At 68.3% G+C, this 16,390-nt stretch carries 13 protein-coding genes; 11 read left to right on the top strand and 2 right to left on the bottom strand.

Annotated features, from left to right (window positions below; all coding sequences use genetic code 11):
- Nucleotides 1–177 precede the first annotated feature (177 nt).
- Nucleotides 178–1,299 (bottom strand): phosphoserine transaminase, encoded by a 1,122-nt coding sequence (gene serC, locus NMN56_RS16925; RefSeq protein WP_274045375.1) that lies wholly within the window; start codon nt 1,297–1,299, stop codon nt 178–180.
- Between the two features lie 286 nt (nt 1,300–1,585).
- Between serC and NMN56_RS16920 the strand changes: the two genes are divergently transcribed.
- The 3 genes from NMN56_RS16920 to NMN56_RS16910 all read left to right on the top strand — a co-directional run bounded on the left by NMN56_RS16920 (nt 1,586) and on the right by NMN56_RS16910 (nt 4,460).
- Nucleotides 1,586–2,866 carry a glycosyltransferase gene (locus tag NMN56_RS16920; protein ID WP_274045376.1) on the top strand — a complete coding sequence of 427 codons (1,281 nt, stop codon included), beginning with the start codon at nt 1,586–1,588 and terminating at the stop codon, nt 2,864–2,866.
- A 62-nt stretch (nt 2,867–2,928) separates the two neighbouring features.
- The gene (locus tag NMN56_RS16915) at nt 2,929–3,696 is read left to right on the top strand and encodes a class II aldolase/adducin family protein (protein WP_274045377.1); all 768 of its coding nucleotides are present in this window, start codon (nt 2,929–2,931) and stop codon (nt 3,694–3,696) included.
- A gap of 5 nt (nt 3,697–3,701) precedes the next feature.
- Nucleotides 3,702–4,460, top strand: coding sequence for an NUDIX domain-containing protein (locus tag NMN56_RS16910; RefSeq protein WP_274045378.1), 759 nt, complete (start codon nt 3,702–3,704; stop codon nt 4,458–4,460).
- Here the strand turns inward: NMN56_RS16910 and NMN56_RS16905 are convergent.
- A complete protein-coding gene (locus NMN56_RS16905) occupies nt 4,446–5,345 on the bottom strand; it encodes an AfsR/SARP family transcriptional regulator (protein WP_274045379.1) in 900 nt (299 codons plus the stop codon). The genes NMN56_RS16910 and NMN56_RS16905 overlap by 15 nt on opposite strands.
- 575 nt (nt 5,346–5,920) lie before the next feature.
- On the opposite strand from NMN56_RS16905, the gene NMN56_RS16900 reads away from it, so the two are divergent.
- The 8 genes from NMN56_RS16900 (at nt 5,921) to dxs (ending at nt 16,318) form a co-directional block, all read left to right on the top strand.
- The gene (locus tag NMN56_RS16900; RefSeq protein ID WP_274045380.1) at nt 5,921–7,180 is read left to right on the top strand and encodes an extracellular solute-binding protein; all 1,260 of its coding nucleotides are present in this window, start codon (nt 5,921–5,923) and stop codon (nt 7,178–7,180) included.
- A 42-nt stretch (nt 7,181–7,222) separates the two neighbouring features.
- Nucleotides 7,223–8,170, top strand: a complete 948-nt coding sequence (locus NMN56_RS16895) for a carbohydrate ABC transporter permease (protein ID WP_274045382.1) — start codon at nt 7,223–7,225, stop codon at nt 8,168–8,170.
- The gene (locus NMN56_RS16890) at nt 8,170–9,051 is read left to right on the top strand and encodes a carbohydrate ABC transporter permease (protein ID WP_274045383.1); all 882 of its coding nucleotides are present in this window, start codon (nt 8,170–8,172) and stop codon (nt 9,049–9,051) included. The genes NMN56_RS16895 and NMN56_RS16890 overlap by 1 nt, the downstream gene beginning before the upstream one ends.
- A gap of 286 nt (nt 9,052–9,337) precedes the next feature.
- Entirely contained in the window at nt 9,338–10,528 is a 1,191-nt protein-coding gene (locus tag NMN56_RS16885; RefSeq protein ID WP_274045384.1) for an ROK family transcriptional regulator, read from the top strand.
- A gap of 189 nt (nt 10,529–10,717) precedes the next feature.
- Entirely contained in the window at nt 10,718–11,833 is a 1,116-nt protein-coding gene (locus NMN56_RS16880) for a substrate-binding domain-containing protein (protein WP_274045385.1), read from the top strand.
- A 94-nt stretch (nt 11,834–11,927) separates the two neighbouring features.
- Nucleotides 11,928–12,716, top strand: a complete 789-nt coding sequence (locus tag NMN56_RS16875) for an ATP-binding cassette domain-containing protein (protein ID WP_274045387.1) — start codon at nt 11,928–11,930, stop codon at nt 12,714–12,716.
- Nucleotides 12,713–13,984 (top strand): sugar ABC transporter permease, encoded by a 1,272-nt coding sequence (locus NMN56_RS16870; RefSeq protein WP_274045388.1) that lies wholly within the window; start codon nt 12,713–12,715, stop codon nt 13,982–13,984. Before NMN56_RS16875 ends, NMN56_RS16870 begins: the two co-directional genes overlap by 4 nt.
- Before the next feature lie 405 nt (nt 13,985–14,389).
- The gene (dxs, locus tag NMN56_RS16865) at nt 14,390–16,318 is read left to right on the top strand and encodes a 1-deoxy-D-xylulose-5-phosphate synthase (protein ID WP_274045468.1); all 1,929 of its coding nucleotides are present in this window, start codon (nt 14,390–14,392) and stop codon (nt 16,316–16,318) included.
- The last annotated feature ends 72 nt before the right edge of the window (nt 16,319–16,390 follow it).

Genomic DNA, 16,390 nt, shown 5'->3' with positions numbered 1-16,390 from the left:
GTGACACGGCCGCTGGACCGGCGCGGCAACGAGTCCGTCGATCGGCACGTCGTCCGCCGCTGACCGCCCGCCCTGGTGACGCGGTACCGGCCGGAGCGGCGCCGCGACGAGTGCCCCGACAGCCCGACGTCTCGGAGCCCAACCGCCCGACGTGTCAGAGTCCAACCGGTCGACGCGTCAGCCCAAGCGCTCGACCACGTGGTCGATGCAGTGGGTCAGCGCCTCGACGTCGTCCGGTTCGACCGCGGGGTACATACCGACCCGTATCTGGTTCGGGCCCCACTTGCGGTTGGCTTCCAGGTCCACGATGCCGTTGGCGCGCAATGTGCGGATCACCGCGGGGGCTTCCACCGCCTCGTCGAGGTCGATGGTGCCCGCGACGGGCGCACGCTGTGCCGGTTCCCTGACGAAAGGCGTGGCGTAGGAGGATTTCTCGGCCCATTCGTAAAGGCGCCTCGACGATTCAGCTGTGCGTGCCGTGCACCAGGCCAGTCCGCCCTGCCGCAGAATCCAGTCGAGTTGTTCGGCGAAGAAGAAGAGCCCTGTGGTCGACGGCTCTTCGGGGAACGTGTCGCGCCGTGACGATTCCACGGCCGTAAGCAGGCTGAAGAACTCCGGAATGTAGCGGTCGCTCGCCGCGATCTCTTCCATACGTTCCAGAGCGGCGGGCGACAACAGGGCGACCCATGTGCTTCCTTCGGCGCCGAAGCATTTCTGCGGGCCGAAGTAGTAGACGTCGTAGGCGTCGGGTGCGACGGCGAGCGCCCCGGCAGCGCTGGTGGCGTCGACCACCGTGAGCGCCTTCTCCGCGCCGCCGCCGACCCGCTCCACGGGCATCGCGACCCCGGTCGAGGTCTCGCAGTGCGTCAGCGCGTAGGTGTCGATCCCGGCTTCCGGCGCGGGGCAGGCGTGGGTGCCGGGAGGCGCCTCGCGCACCGAAGGAGCCCGGAGCCAGGGCGCGGCGCCGGTGATGTCGGCGAACATCGAGGAGAACAGGCCGAAGACGAGATGCTGGGACCTGCGCCGGACCAGGCCGTAGGCGGCGACCTGCCAGAACGCCGAGGTGCCGCCGGCGCCGAGCACCACCTCGTGTCCCGCGGGGAGTGCGAACAGCTCCCGCAGCCCCTCGCGTATCCGGCCCGTCAAAGCGGGCACGCTCCGTTCTTCCCGCGTGGTGCGGGAACTCGCAGCGCGATTGTCAGTGAGTGCGGTCAGCTGCTGAGTGCGGATCTTCGAAGGGCCGCACCCGAATCGGCCGTCGGCGGGCTTGAGATGCTCAGGGATCTCGATGCTGGGCATGCCGGAAGGCTAATCCAGAATCCAAAGGAAGGGCATGCTCTCTCTTCAACCGACCGCGCTCGTAGGTGAATTGTAGAGAGCTTGTGGCCGGTGCGGCTACGCTCGCCGCCGGTACAGGAAGCCGACTTGAGGGGGATTTCGCGTGACCGGGCCAGCCGTTTCCCGCTTACCGGAGCCACCGGTATCCCTTTCCCCTTGGCGTGCCACGGCGCTGCCCCCTCGTACGGCAGTTTCCGGACGGTATCCGGGCGCCGGCACCTGGCACCACGGCGCCGTCCGCCGCATCGTGCTCACCTGGCTGACCACGGCCGAGGGCGGCGCTGAACGCTCGACCATGGAACTGGCACGCGGCCTCAAGAAGGTCATGGGGATCGACGTGGTGGTGCTGTGGTGGAACTACGACGGCGCCTCACCCGCACCCGCGCCGCTGCCGGGAGTGCCGGGAGGGCCGGGAGTGGCAGGAGTCCCGGCAGCGCCAGGTGTACGGGTCCGGCGTGTGACGGACGCCGGCTCCTACCTGGGCGCGCTGGACGAGGAGCTGGCCGCCGACCCCGCCGGAACCGTGCTGATCGGCACGCACCGTACGGCCCTGCTCGACGTGCCGCGCGCCAGGAGATGGGGCTGCCCCGTCGCGCCGGTGCTGCGCGGCATCTTCGTCGCCGGGCACCGGCTGCGTACCGCTGCCCCCGACAGCGGGCGGCTGACCTCCTGGGCCCCGCACGAACTGGACTGGGACGTGCTCGCGCAGGCCGACTGCTGGGTGGGCGTGAGCAGGGCGGCGACCGGCAGCGTGATCGAACACGGGCCCCCGCACATCCGCGCCCGCACCATCCACAACGGGGTGCCGATCCCGGCGGGACCGCCCGTGTTCGTGCCCCGTCCCGTACGGCGGTTCTCGGTCGTCTCCCGTATCGAGCCCTGGAAGCGCATCGACCGGATCATCACCGCTTACGCATCGCTGCCGACCGCCGTCACCTGCCGTACGCGGCTCAACATCTTCGGTGAGGGCAGTGCCCTCACCTCGCTGCGGCAGCTCGCGGGCGCCCTGCGCCCTGACGGCGAGATCGTCTTTCACGGCCATGTGCCCGACCGCTGGGTCGAGGAGACCGATGTCCTGGTGTCCGCCTCAAGCATCGAGGGGTTCGGCAGGAGCGTGGTCGAGGCGGCGGCTGCCATGATCCCGCAGATCGTGCCCGACTGCGGCGGCAGTTCCGAACTCGTCCTCCAGGGCGCCACGGGCCTGCGCTACCGGCACACCGACCCCGTGAGCAGCACAGATCACGCGGACGACGGAGGCCGCGCGGACGACGGAGACCAGGACGACGGAGCCCGCGCCGGCCGCGCCGATGACGCAGCGCTGCAACGGGCCCTCGCGGAAGCCGCCGCCTGGCCCCACGAGCGCCTGGAGGCGCTGGGGAGACGCGCGCACATCCACGCCCGTTCGTTCTCGCACGCGCGGTACGTCGCCGCCTATACGAGCCTCGCGCGGGAACTGTGCCGCGGTGCGGCTGCGACCGCCGTCCCGCCTGGACCCCCGACGACAGAGCCCGCGCTCTCCCCGGCCTGAGTGCCGCAGCACCGAATTCCGCCCCCGCCGCCCGCCGCCCGCCGAACGCCGAGGAGCACAGCATGCGTTACACCGCCCAGCGCGAGCACGTCGTCCGCGCGGTCTCCCAACTGACCCGCTGGGGCTCGCTGGACCCGAACGGAGGCGCGATCAGCGTCCGTACCGACTCCGGTGACATCGTGTCCACGACCGCGGGTGGCCCGCTCAACCACTGGGACATCTCCACGCGGGACACCATCGTCTACGACGCCGAGGGCGGTGTCGTGGAACGGATCACCGGTCACGCACCCGTCGACACGCCCCTGCACCTCGCCGCCTACCGGGAGTTCGAGCACTGCCACGCGCTCGTCCACGCTCACGCCCCGTACAGCCTGGCCTTCGCCTCGCTCGGGCTCGGGGTGCCGACCGTGACCACCCGCTCCGACCTGCTCGGCGAGGTGCCGTGCTTCACCTTCGACGAGGCCGCTGCACGCGAGGACGTGGCGACGGGCCGCGCCGAGGTACGCGTGCCCGACTGCATGCGCTCGCGCCCGGAGTCGATCGCGGGCTACGAGCTGGGCCTGATCCCTCATATGCTCGAACAGATCGGCCCGCGCGCGGGGGAGTTGAAGGCGCACGGGGTGGGCTTCGTCGCCTACAGGCACGGCGTCTTCATCCTCGCGAACAACCTCACCGCTGCCGTGGCCTCGCTCCACAACATCGAGTGCACCGCGCGCACGGCGCTCTTCCAGGCGATCCTGCACGGCGGTATCGCGGGGATCGAACCGGACGTGCTGCTCGGCGGGCTCCCGGCGCCCGACGGCGGCGCACTCGGAGCAGCGGGGAGCTGACGGAGGTGACGGCGGAGCACGAGAAGCACGAGAAGCACGAGAAGCACGAAGAGCACGAGGAGCACGGCGAGCATGAAGAGCACGAAGAGAAGGAGGCGGCGCGTGCCTATCTCGCCGGGTTGCCGCGCACCCGGGGGGCCGCCTGCGCGCTGCTCCTCGACGGGCACGGGTGTGCCCTGCTGGTGCGGCCGACCTACCGGCCAGGCTGGCTGCTGCCGGGCGGAGTGATCGAGTCGGGTGAGTCCCCGCTGGCGGCCTGCCGGCGCGAGATCGGCGAGGAAATCGGAGTTCCCGTCTCCCTGAGCGGGCTGATAGGTCTCGACTGGATACCACCGCGTGAAGGCAGGGATGCCTCCCAGGTCTTTGTGTTCGGCGGCCGGTTGGGGGAGGAGGCGCCGAACGACATCCGGCTTCCTCCCGAGGAACTCTCGGAGCACCGTTTCGTCATGGCGAGTGAACTGCATACGCTGCTCTTCCCGCATGTGGTGCGCCGGGTCACGGAATGCTGGAAGGAATACGAGGCAGGCGGTACCGCCTACTTGGAACATGGGTTCCGCGTCGCGAGCCTTTCACACCGTGAGTCCGCTTACGAGGCCATGCGTGAGACCACGGAGGAGACCGCACGCACGACGGCGTACAAGACCGCAGACAAGACCGCGTACAAGGAAGGCTGTGAAACGGCGTCAGCGGCGGCCCGTGAAAGCTTTCACGAGTCCTGGCCCCGCCCTGCGAGCCGGCCTTCCGTAGGATCATCCGGCGACTGAGCTGTGGTGGAATGCGATGACCTTTCCCATTTCCGTGAGGCGCGGGGTGCTTCCGGTCAGGATCGCCTCATGGAGGGCGCGAAGGGTTTCTGAAGGCTCGATTCCGGTCTCCCCGACGATGGTCTCCCGTGCCTGTCGGTACGCGGCCAGCGCCGCCGATACCCGGCCGGACCTGCACAGCGCCAGCATGAGGTGGTACCAGGTGCGTTCCGAGAGCGGCCAGTCGTGGACCATCATGCGCAGTTCCAGGATCAGTTCGTCGTTCTGGCCGAGTTCCAGACGCGCGGCCGTCCAGTCGTTCAGGACCGAGAGATGCTGCTCTTCCAGGGCGTTGACCTGGGCCTCGAAGGATGTGGAGAGCCTTTCGATGTCCTCAAGGGGGCGGCCCCTCCACAGCTTCGCCGCGCGCTCGAACAGCGCGGCTGCGCGCGTCGCCTCGTTACGTGCGAGCGCCGCCCTGCCCATGGCGGACAGTTCGGTGAAATGCGGCAGGTCGAGTTCACCCGGGCGCACTCTCAGTACATATCCCGGAGTGCGGGTGAGCAGCCGTCGGCTTCCGTTCTCGGTGTGCAGGTCGAGCGACTTCCGTATTCCTGAGACATATGTCTGGATATTGGCAGCCGCCGAGGGGGGTGGAGATCCTGCCCATAGTGTCTCCACCAGACTGCCGACGGAAACGGTGCGGTTCGCATTGAGGAGCAATGTGCCGAGCAGGGCACGTAACTTGGGCGTTCCCTGGTTGCGCAGTGGCGATTTCAAGGGGCCTAATACGCGGAAGACATACTCCGGCTCCCTCGCTTTTTCCTCTTCTCCCTCGGCCTGTTCGGGCGCCCGATGACCTGGGGAACTGCCGGGGGGTTTACGAGGGTGGGTGGGTTCGTCCACGACTCCTCCGTCCGAGAGCTGGCGGTGGCCGTTCAGGGGATGGCGCTCACGATATGGGGCCCCGGGATTGAGTGTCCATAGTGCTCCCTTTTTCGATCTTCCGCTGGTTTTGACAATCGTTCTATTGGTGTCATACCGGTTCGTCAGAAACCCGGAATCGCCCATGCTTTACACCAGCGGGGGAGGTGTGACCGGAGGCGCATGCGAGCGGAAGTACGGGCTCCGGATCGTCGCCTGTCCGCCGCCTTGTGCGCCTCGCCCCACGCGTTCCACGCTGCCTCTTGCGCCCCGCGCCGGGAGATCGGCCGCGGGGCTTCAGGGGAACGGCCGCGGGGCTCCGCAAGATCGGCGGCCCGGGGTACGGCCGGTCGTCGCGAGGGGTTCGCGTACGGCGGCCACGGGGGAACGGCCGCCTCGCGCGGGTGGTCAACTGCCCCTGTCCGGCTGCTGATTTCAGCTTGGCTACGAAAGTGGCCTAGACCTGTTGTGCCGGAAAGCGCCGTGAGTAGTCTCGGCGCCAGAGCGCCACCTGGATCACCGGGCAAGTCGACACGGATGTCGAAGGGTTGAGCAAAATGAACAGAAGAGCAGTCGCGGTTGGGGCCGCAACGCTCGCCATGGCACTGGGAGTTACGGCCTGTGGCGGTGACAGCGGGGGCGGCGACAGCAAAACGATCAAACTCGTGGCCGCCGACTACGGCGACAAGGCTTCCAACGCTTCCAAGATCTACTGGAAGGACGTCGCCAAGGACTTCGAGAAGAGCAACAAGGGCTACAAGGTCGACGTCCAGGTCATCAACTGGAACGAGATCGACAAGTCCGTCAAGAACATGATCCAGGCCGGCAACCAGCCCGACCTGCTGCAGACCGGCGGCTATGCCGACAAGGTCGCGGACGATCTGCTCTACAAGGCCGACGACGTGCTGTCCGCCAAGACGCGGAAGAACCTCATTCCGTCCTTCGCCGAGGCCGGAGAGGTCGACGGCACCCAGTACGGCATTCCGTGGGTCTCCTCCAGCCGCGTGCTCTTCTACAACAAGAAGGTCTACGAGAAGGCGGGGATCAAGAGCCCGCCGAAGACCTGGGACGAACTCGCCGAAGCGGCGAAGAAGATCAAGTCCTCGAAGGCGGCCGACACTCCCTACGCCCTGCCGCTCGGCCCCGAGGAGACCCAGGGCGAGACGATGATGTGGGAGCTGGGCAACGGCGGCGGTTACACCGACGACGGCGGCAAGTACACGCTCGACAGCAAGCAGAACGTCGAGACCTTCGAGTGGCTCAAGAAGAACCTGGTCAAGCCCGGCCTGACCTACTCCAACCCGGCCTCGACCGACCGCAAGACCGCCTTCGCCGACTTCGCGGCCGGCAAGGTCGGCATGCTCAACGGGCACCCGAGCCTCATCCAGATGGCCAAGGACGGCAAGGTCGACTACGGCGTCACCACCATCCCCGGCAAGGACGGACCGCTCAAGTCCACCCTCGGCGTGGCCGACTGGATGATGGCGTTCAAGGACGGCGGCGCCGACAAGGAGGGCGTGAAGAAGTTCCTGGACTTCACGTACTCCAAGAAGATGCTCAAGTTCGACGAGATGTACAACCTGATGCCCGTCACCCAGGACACCCTCGAAGAGATGCAGGGCAACGGGAAGCACAAGGACCTGGAGCCGCTCTTCAAGGAGCTGCCGAACGCGAAGTTCTACCCGCTGGGCGACCCGGCGTGGGACGTCGTCTCGGCCGAGATGAAGAAGACCGGGGGCAAGGCCGCGACGGAGGACCCGAAGAAGGTGCTCGGCGACCTGCAGAAGAAGGCTGAGGAAGCAGCCAAGAGCAAGTAGCCGCAAGGCCACTCCCTAGATCCCGTACTTCAAGGAGACCTTGTGTCACTGAAGGCCCCGCCGTCCCCGGCCCCAGGCCGGGGACGCGCCGGGGGCGGCCCCCGGCGGCCGACGAGCCGCCGCAGCGGTCTGGCCCGGCTGGGCCCGCTCCCCTGGATCGCCCCCGTCATCCTGCTGATCCTCGCCGTCGTCGTATGGCCGGTCATCGAGCTGATCCGCACGTCCTTCCTGAACATCAGCATCGCCGGGATCGTGCGCGGCAACGCAGGGTCGGACAAGTACAAAAAGCTCTTCGAGGAGACCGACTTCGCCTCCGTCCTGCTCTGGACGGTGCTGTGGACGGTCGTCGTCGTGAGCGTCACGATGCTGCTCTCGCTCGCCCTGGCACAGCTGTTCAACCAGCGCTTCCCGGGCCGCCGGATCACCCGCTGGGCGCTCATCGCCCCGTGGGCCGCCTCCGTGCTGATGACCGCGATCGGCTTCAAATGGATGCTCAACCAGACGGCCGGCGTCCTCAACACGGTGATGCTGGACCTCGGCATCATCGACAAGTCCCGTGACTGGCTGGGCTCTCCCGGCACCGCGTGGCCGTGGATGATGGCCGTGGCGATCTTCGTGTCGCTGCCCTTCACCACGTACACGCTGCTGGCCGGGCTCCAGACGATCCCGCACGACGTCTACGAGGCGGCGACGATCGACGGGGCCGGGTCCTGGCAGACGTACACGGGGATCACGCTGCCGATGCTGCGGCCCGCTTTCCTCGTCGGTGTGGTCATCAACCTCATCAACGTCTTCAACTCGTTCCCGATCATCTGGGCCATGACGCAGGGCGGTCCCGGCTACGACACGTCCACGTCGATGGTGTTCATGTACAAGCTGAAGGAGACCGACATCGGTGAGTCGGCCGCCATGTCGGTGGTCAACTTCGCGATGGTCGTGGTGCTGGTGCTGATCTTCTTGAAGGTCAGCCGGTGGAACGAGGAGGACTGATGGCCACTGCGACCGCCGCCGGCACGCAGGTGCCCAAGGCCGGGCCTCCCAAGGCGCCGAAACGCACCTTCCGGCCACGAACCCTGGTCATCGCGGTAAGCGCCTGGGCGCTGGCCGCGATCTTCCTGGCGCCGTATCTGGAGATGATCATCACCGCGCTCCGTCCCAAGGAGGAGCTGCGGGACAGGACGTATCTGCCCCAGAACCTGGACTGGGCGAACTTCGTCGACGTGTGGAAGGAGTCCGACCTCGGCAACAATCTCCAGGTGACGCTGATGGTCGCGGGCGGTGCCACCCTGGTGGTGCTGCTGGTCTCGCTGCCCGCCGCCTACTACACGGCACGGGTGCGCTACCGGGGCAGGAAGTTCTTCCTGCTGCTCGTCCTGGTCACGCAGATGTTCCAGCCCACGGCGCTGCTGGTCGGCCTCTACCGCGAGTTCCACCAGCTGGACATGCTCAACTCGGTCTGGACGCTGATCATTTGCAACTCCGCGTTCAACCTGGCCTTCGCCGTGTGGATCCTGACCGCCTACATCAGCTCGATCCCGAAGGAGCTGGAGGAGGCCGCGATGGTCGACGGCACCAGCCGCTTCGGGGCGATGGTGAAGGTGACGCTCCCGCTGGCGCTGCCGGGCGTCGTCACCGCGGTGATCTTCACCTTCATCACCTCGTGGAACGAGTTCGTGATGGGCCTGACGCTCACCACGGAGCCCGACAAGCAGCCGCTGACGGTCGGCATCAACAACTTCATCGGCAACTACACCGTGCAGTGGAACTACTTGTTCGCCGCCTCGGTCGTCGCCATCGTTCCCGTCATCATCCTCTTCGCGGTCATCGAGAAGCACGTCGTCTCCGGTCTGACGGCCGGGTCCGTGAAGTGAGGGGTACGCCGGAGTGCGGGGTACGTCAGTGAAGTGAAGGCCCGTCCGTCGCGTGACGGACCAGCCCGTGCAGTGCACCCGCCTCCCGCGCACCGGCGCACGGGAGGCGGGTCCCAGGGGTCCCCGGCCGCGGTCGGGGACCCCTGCGTGCGCGGCGCTCACTCTTCGTAGAATCGGCGGCACAGATGAGCCCCACCGCGCCCAGCCGTGCTCAAGGACTTGACGGACGGAACGGCTCGGGCTCTGCTTAGAGTTCATATGTTGGAGACACAACGGGGAGTGAACAGTGGTCGAGACTCCGGGGTCGCAGTCTTCGCTGCACCGGGCGAACCTTGAACGAGTCATCCGTGCCGTGCGCATGGCGGGCTCGCTCACTCAGGCGGAGATCGCCAGGACCACGGGGCTCTCCGCCGCGACCGTCTCCAACATCGTGCGAGAGCTGAAGGAAGGCGGGACCGTCGAGGTCACCCCGACCTCGGCCGGCGGACGCAGGGCGCGCGCCGTCGCGCTCAGCGCCGACGCCGGGATCGTCGTCGGCGTCGACTTCGGCCACTCCCACCTGCGCGTCGCCGTCGGCAACCTCGCGCACAAGGTGCTGGCCGAGGACGCCGAACCCATCGACGTCGACGCCTCGTCGGCCGAGGGCTTCGACCGCGCCGAGCGCCTGGTGCGCCGGCTGGTGAGCGAGAGCGGGATCAGCCCCGGCAAGATCATCGGCATCGGCCTCGGCGTCCCGGGACCCATCGACATCGGAACGGGCGTGCTGGGCTCGACCGCCATACTGCCGGGCTGGGCCGGCGCCCATCCGCGCGACGAGATGGCCGCGAGGACGGGGGTGCCCGTCTACGTCGACAACGACGCCAACCTGGGCGCGCTCGGCGAGCGGGTCTGGGGCGCGGGCCAGGGCGCCGACGACCTCGCGTACATCAAGGTCGCCAGCGGCGTCGGCGCCGGGCTGGTCATCAACGGCCAGATCTACCGCGGTCCCGGCGGCACGGCGGGGGAGATCGGCCACATCACCCTCGACGAGTCGGGTCCCGTGTGCCGCTGCGGCAACCGCGGCTGCCTGGAGACCTTCACGGCGGCGCGCTATGTGCTGCCCCTGCTGCACTCCAGCCACGGCACCGGTCTGACCATGGCCAGGGTCGTACGGCTCGCGGGCGAGGGCGACCCGGGGTGCCGCCGGGTGATCGCCGACATCGGCCGCCACATCGGCAGCGGGGTCGCCAGCCTCTGCAACCTCCTCAACCCCTCGCGTGTGGTGCTCGGTGGCGACCTGGCCGAGGCGGGCGACCTCGTGCTCGACCCGGTCAGGGACTCGGTCGCGCGCTACTCCATCCCCAGCGCGGCACGGCAGTTGCGGGTCTCGCCCGGCGAACTGGGCAGCCGCGCCGAGGTCCTGGGCGCGCTCGCGCTGGTGCTGAACGAGATGGGCGAGGCCACCCTGCTGGACGCCGCCGCGTCCTTCGCCGCCTGAGCGCTGCCCGTTTCTGCCCGTACGGGCATGAATGATCTCCGAATGCCCACCTGGCTGCCTTCACTTGGGTAACGAATGGCATCGTTGCCATCTCGTTAAGGATTTACTTATTGACCGCAGAAGCGCCGACGAGTTGACTTCCGGCTACCTCGGTCGCAACGCCGCGGCCCCGTCAGGGAGGTAGCCCCAATGCACGCAGCAGTGCGCGGCATCGTGTTCGGTACGGTCGCCCTCTCGCTCGCCCTCACCACGGCCGCCTGCGGCAGTGCCGACGAGGCCGGCGACAACGCGGACAGCAAGAAGGACAAGAAGGGGCCGCTCACCATCGGGCTCCTTCTGCCGGAGAACCAGACGGCGCGCTACGAGCGCTTCGACAAGCCGCTGATGGAGAAGAAGATCAAGGAGTTGGCGGGCGAGGACACCAAGATCCTTTACTCCAACGCCAAGCAGGACGCCAACCTGCAGCAGCAGCAGGTCGACACGATGATCACCAAGAACGTCGACGCGCTGATCCTCGACGCCGTGGACGCCAAGTCGGTCTCCAGCTCCGTCAAGAAGGCCGACGACCGTGACATCCCCGTCGTCGCCTACGACCGCCTCGCCGAAGGCCCCATCAAGGCGTACACCTCCGTCGACAACCCCCGGGTCGGCAAGATCCAGGCCACCTCGCTCCTCAAGGAGCTGGGCGACAAGGCCGACAAGGGCCAGATCGTCATGATGAACGGCTCGGTCACCGACCCCAACGCCAAGATGTACAAGGAGGGCGCGCACTCCGTCCTCGACGGCAAGGTGAAGGTCGGCAAGGAGTACGACACCAAGGAGTGGAAGCCGGAGAACGCCAACGAGAACATGAAGGGCGCTCTCTCCTCCCTCGGCAAGAAGAAGATCGTCGGCGTCTACTCCGCCAACGACGGCATGGCGGGCGGCGTCATCACCGCGCTCAAGGGCGCCGGGTTCGCCAAGGACGAGATGCCTCCGGTCACCGGCCAGGACGCCGAACTCAACGCCGTCCAGCGCATCCTGACGGGCGAACAGTTCATGAGCGTCTACAAGCCGTACGTGCCCGAGACCGAGGCAGCCGCCAAGTTCGCCGTCGCACTGGCCAAGGGCGAGAAGCTCGACGACATCGCGACGTCCAAGACCGACAGCGAGTCCGAGAAGGGCGTGCCGACGATCATCGTCAAGCCGCTGCCGCTCACCCAGGACGAGGTCAAGCAGTACGTCGGCAAGGCCGGTTTCTTCACGGCCAAGGAGATCTGCACCGCCAAGTTCAAGGACGCGTGCGACAAGGCGGGCATCAAGTAACCCGCCACCCAGGCCGTCCGGCGCTCCGCCCCCTCCTACCCCGCCGGGGGCGGAGCGCCGGTACGCACGTTCCGCCGGTCAGGCGGTGAAGGAGATGATTCACGTGTCCGCTACGCCTGTCCTGGCGTTGCGCGGGATCTCCAAGCGGTTCGGCGCCGTACAGGCGCTCACGGACGTCGAGCTGGAGATCCACCCCCACGAGGTCGTCGCGCTCGTCGGCGACAACGGTGCGGGCAAGTCCACCCTCGTCAAGGCGATCGCGGGCGTCGGCCCCGCCGACGAGGGCACCCTCGAATGGGAGGGCAGCCCCGCCGAGATCAACCGGCCGCACGACGCCCAGGACCTCGGCATCGCGACCGTCTACCAGGACCTCGCGCTCTGCGACAACCTCGATGTCGTCGGCAACCTCTTCCTCGGCAACGAACTGCGCGCACGCGGCATCCTCGACGAGGTCGAGATGGAGCGCCGCGCCCGCGAGCTGCTCGCCACCCTCTCCATCCGTATCCCCAGCGTCCGTATCCCGGTCGCCTCGCTCTCCGGCGGGCAGCGCCAGACCGTCGCCATCGCCCGCTCCCTGCTGGGCGAGCCCAAGGTCGTCATCCTCGACGAGCCCACGGCAGCGCTCGGTGTCGAACAGACGGCACAGGTCCTCGACCTCGTGGAGCGGCTGCGCGAACGCGGCCTCGGCGTGCTGCTCATCAGCCACAACATGGCCGAGGTCAGAGAGGTCTGCGACCGCGTCGCCGTCCTGCGGCTCGGCCGCAACAACGGCACGTTCCAGGTCAGCGAGACCAGTCAGGAACAGATCGTTTCCGCCATCACAGGCGCCACCGACAACGTCGTCACCCGCCGCGAGGCGCGCACCCCGGAGGTGGACCAGTGACCACCGGAACCCCCACGGAAGAGACCGACGGCGCGGCCAAGGGCGCCAGTACGGCCCTGGACCCCCGCCTGCTGGTACGGCAGGAGGGCTTCAAGGGCTACGCGGGCGACCTCGGGCGCAGGCTGCGCACGGGAGAGCTGGGCTCCGTCCCCGTCGTCGTCGGCCTGCTCATCATCGCCGCCGTCTTCCAGCTCCAGGACTCGGCGTTCCTGAGTGCGAACAACCTCAGCGACCTGTTCATCCAGAGCGCCGGCACCGGGCTCATCGCCGTCGGCATCGTCTTCGTCCTGATACTCGGCGAGATCGACCTGTCCGTCGGCTCGGTCAGCGGCATGTCAGCGGCCGTGCTCGCCGTCTTCAACGTCAACCAGGGCATGAACGAGGTCCTGGCACTGATTCTGGCCATCCTCACGGGTACGGCAGCGGGCGCCCTCCACGGCTTCTTCTTCGCGAAGATCGGCGTGCCGGCCTTCGTGGTCACCCTGGCCGGCCTGCTGGGCTGGAACGGCCTGATGCTCCAGATCCTGGGCCCCACCGGCACCATCAACCTCGACGACGACGGCGTGGTGGCCCAGCTCACCAACCACTACTTCAGCGACAAGATCGCCGCGACGGGCCTCGCCACCGTCTGCTCCCTCGCCTTCCTGGGCTTCTCCCTGCTGGACGCGCGCCGCCGCAAGGCCGCCGGCGTCCCCAGCCGCCCGCTCAGCGAGATCATCCTGCGCACGGTGGTGGTCGCCGTGCCCGCCTTCGCGGCGGCTGCCGTCTTCAACTCCTACAAGGGCCTGCCGCTCGCCGTGGTGATCTTCCTCGGTGTGGTGCTCCTCTCGGACTTCGTGCTGCGGCGCACCACGTACGGCCGCAAGGTCTTCGCCGTCGGCGGCAGCAGCGAGGCCGCCGGGCGTGCCGGCATCAACGTGCCCATGATCCGCATCACGGTCTACGCCATCGCCGGAACCATGGCGGCCGTCGGCGGCATGTTCTTCGCCTCCCAGATCAACGCGGCCAACCAGTCCTCCGGTGCAGGCAGCCTCCTGATGAACTGCATCGCCGCAGCCGTCATCGGCGGCACCAGCCTCTTCGGCGGACGCGGAAAGACCTGGTCGGCGCTGCTGGGCGCGCTGGTCATCCAGTCCATCAACTCCGGCATGGCACTCCTGGGCACCGGCTCGGCCGTGCGCGACATGATCACTGGCGCCGTGCTTCTCGCCGCAGTCGTGATCGACTCTGTTTCGCGCCGTACGCAGAAGACTGCGGGCCGCGCGTGATGGTGGGCCGCGCGTGATGGTGGGCCGCGCGTGATGGTGGGCCGCGCGTAGGGCGTGCCCCGCGTGGTGTGCCTTCCGGGGTGCCCCTGACCGTGCGTCCGGGGGTGCGGGTGGGTTGTGGCTTGTCGCGCAGTTCCCCGCGCCCCTTACGGGGCGCTCTCTCTCCTGTGCGTCGGGCTCGTGCGCAGCCATCGGTGCGGGGTTCGCATGGGTGAGCGGGGCGTTCGGCGGGGGTGGGGCGCTGGTGGGTGACGGGGCGCGGGGACCGGTAACGCGTTCGTGTGACTGAGATAGCACCGGTCGATGAGGCAGCGCTCCGGCGGAACATTAGACTCGACGGAATCGGCACTGCTCGATCACAACCGCTCGATCACGCTCGATCACGCTCGAAGCAAGGAGGTACGGGTGGCGTTGCTGACCCGCATCAGGGGACCACGCGATCTGGACCAGCTCGGCCCGGAGCAGCTTGAGACGCTCGCAGCAGAGATCCGCACCTTCCTGGTCGAGGCGGTCTCCAAGACCGGCGGCCATCTGGGCCCGAACCTCGGCGTGGTCGAACTGACCATCGCCCTGCACCGCGTCTTCGAATCCCCCCAGGACAAGATCCTCTTCGACACGGGACACCAGTCCTACGTGCACAAGCTGCTCACCGGCCGCCACGACTTCTCCGGGCTGCGTGCCAAGGGCGGCCTCTCCGGCTATCCCTCGCGCGCCGAGTCCGACCACGACATCATCGAGAACTCGCACGCCTCCACCGTTCTGGGCTGGGCCGACGGCCTGGCCAAGGCCAACGAGGTGCGCGGCGGCGAGCACGCGGACCGGGCCGTCGTCGCCGTCATCGGTGACGGCGCGCTCACCGGTGGTATGGCCTGGGAGGCGCTGAACAACATCGCGGCGGCCAAGGACCGCCCGCTCGTCATCGTGGTCAACGACAACGAGCGCTCCTACTCGCCCACCATCGGCGGCCTCGCCAACCACCTGGCGACCCTGCGGACGACGGACGGCTACGAGCGCTTCCTCGCGCGCGGCAAGGACGTGCTCAACCGCACGCCCGTTGTCGGCAAGCCCCTCTACGAGACGCTGCACGGCGCCAAGAAGGGCCTCAAGGACTTCATCGCGCCGCAGGGCATGTTCGAGGACCTGGGTCTGAAGTACGTGGGCCCCATCGACGGGCACGACATCGCCGCCGTCGAGTCCGCGCTCCAGCGGGCCAAGCGCTTCGGCGGCCCGGTGCTGGTGCACTGCCTCACCGAGAAGGGCCGGGGCTACCAGCCGGCACGGCAGGACGAGGCCGACCAGTTCCACGCCGTTCCCGTCATCCACCCCGACACCGGACTGCCGGTCAAGTCCTCGGGCGCCGACTGGACTTCGGTCTTCGGCGAGGAGATGGTCAAGCTCGGGCGCGAGCGCGACGACATCGTCGCCATCACGGCCGCGATGATGCGCCCCGTCGGACTGCACGCCTTCGCGCAGGAGTTCCCCGACAGGGTCTACGACGTGGGCATCGCCGAGCAGCACGGGGCCGTGTCGGCCGCCGGTCTGGCGACGGGTGGCGTGCACCCCGTCTTCGCCGTCTACGCCACCTTCCTCAACCGCGCCTTCGACCAGCTCCTCATGGATGTCGCGCTGCACAAGTGCGGCGTCACCTTCGTGCTGGACCGCGCGGGGATCACCGGCTCCGACGGTGCCTCGCACAACGGCATGTGGGACATGTCCATCCTCCAGTGCGTGCCGGGACTGCGGCTGGCCGCACCCCGCGACGCCGACCAGGTACGCGCCCAGCTGCGCGAGGCGGTCGAGGTGGACGACGCACCCACGGTGGTCCGGTACTCGAAGGGCGCCGTAGGACCCGCGGTTCCCGCCGTGGCGCGGATCGGCGGCATGGACGTACTGCGGGAACCGGCGCCCGAGGTGCGCAATCCTGACGTGCTCCTCGTCTCCGTCGGCGCGCTGGCACCGATGTGCCTTGAGGTCGCCGACCTCCTCGACAAGCAGGGGATCGCGGCCACCGTCGTCGACCCGCGCTGGGTCAAGCCCGTCGACGAGTCGCTGCCGCCGCTCGCCGAGCGGCACCGCGTCGTCGTCACCGTCGAGGACAACAGCCGTGCCGGTGGCGTCGGTTCCGCCGTCGCGCAGGCGCTGCGGGACGCTGGCGTCGATGTGCCGCTGCGTGACTTCGGTATCCCGGAGCGGTTCCTCGACCATGCGACCCGTAAGGAGATCATGGCGGAGATCGGCCTGACGGCCCCCGACATCGCGCGGCAGGTCACCGGGCTCGTCGCCAAGCTCGATGGCCGCTACGACGCGGAGCGGGCCGAAGTGGCCCGCGACTAGGCGCACTTGAGGGGGCAGCCCCTCGCCCGCGCTGTGCCTGTACGCATGCGTGTCCGCGTGCGTACAGGCACA

Source organism: Streptomyces iconiensis, assembly GCF_028657195.3.
Lineage (GTDB): Bacteria > Actinomycetota > Actinomycetes > Streptomycetales > Streptomycetaceae > Streptomyces > Streptomyces iconiensis.
Note: the sequence above shows the minus strand (reverse complement) of the source record. Positions and strands in the feature narration are given on the sequence as shown.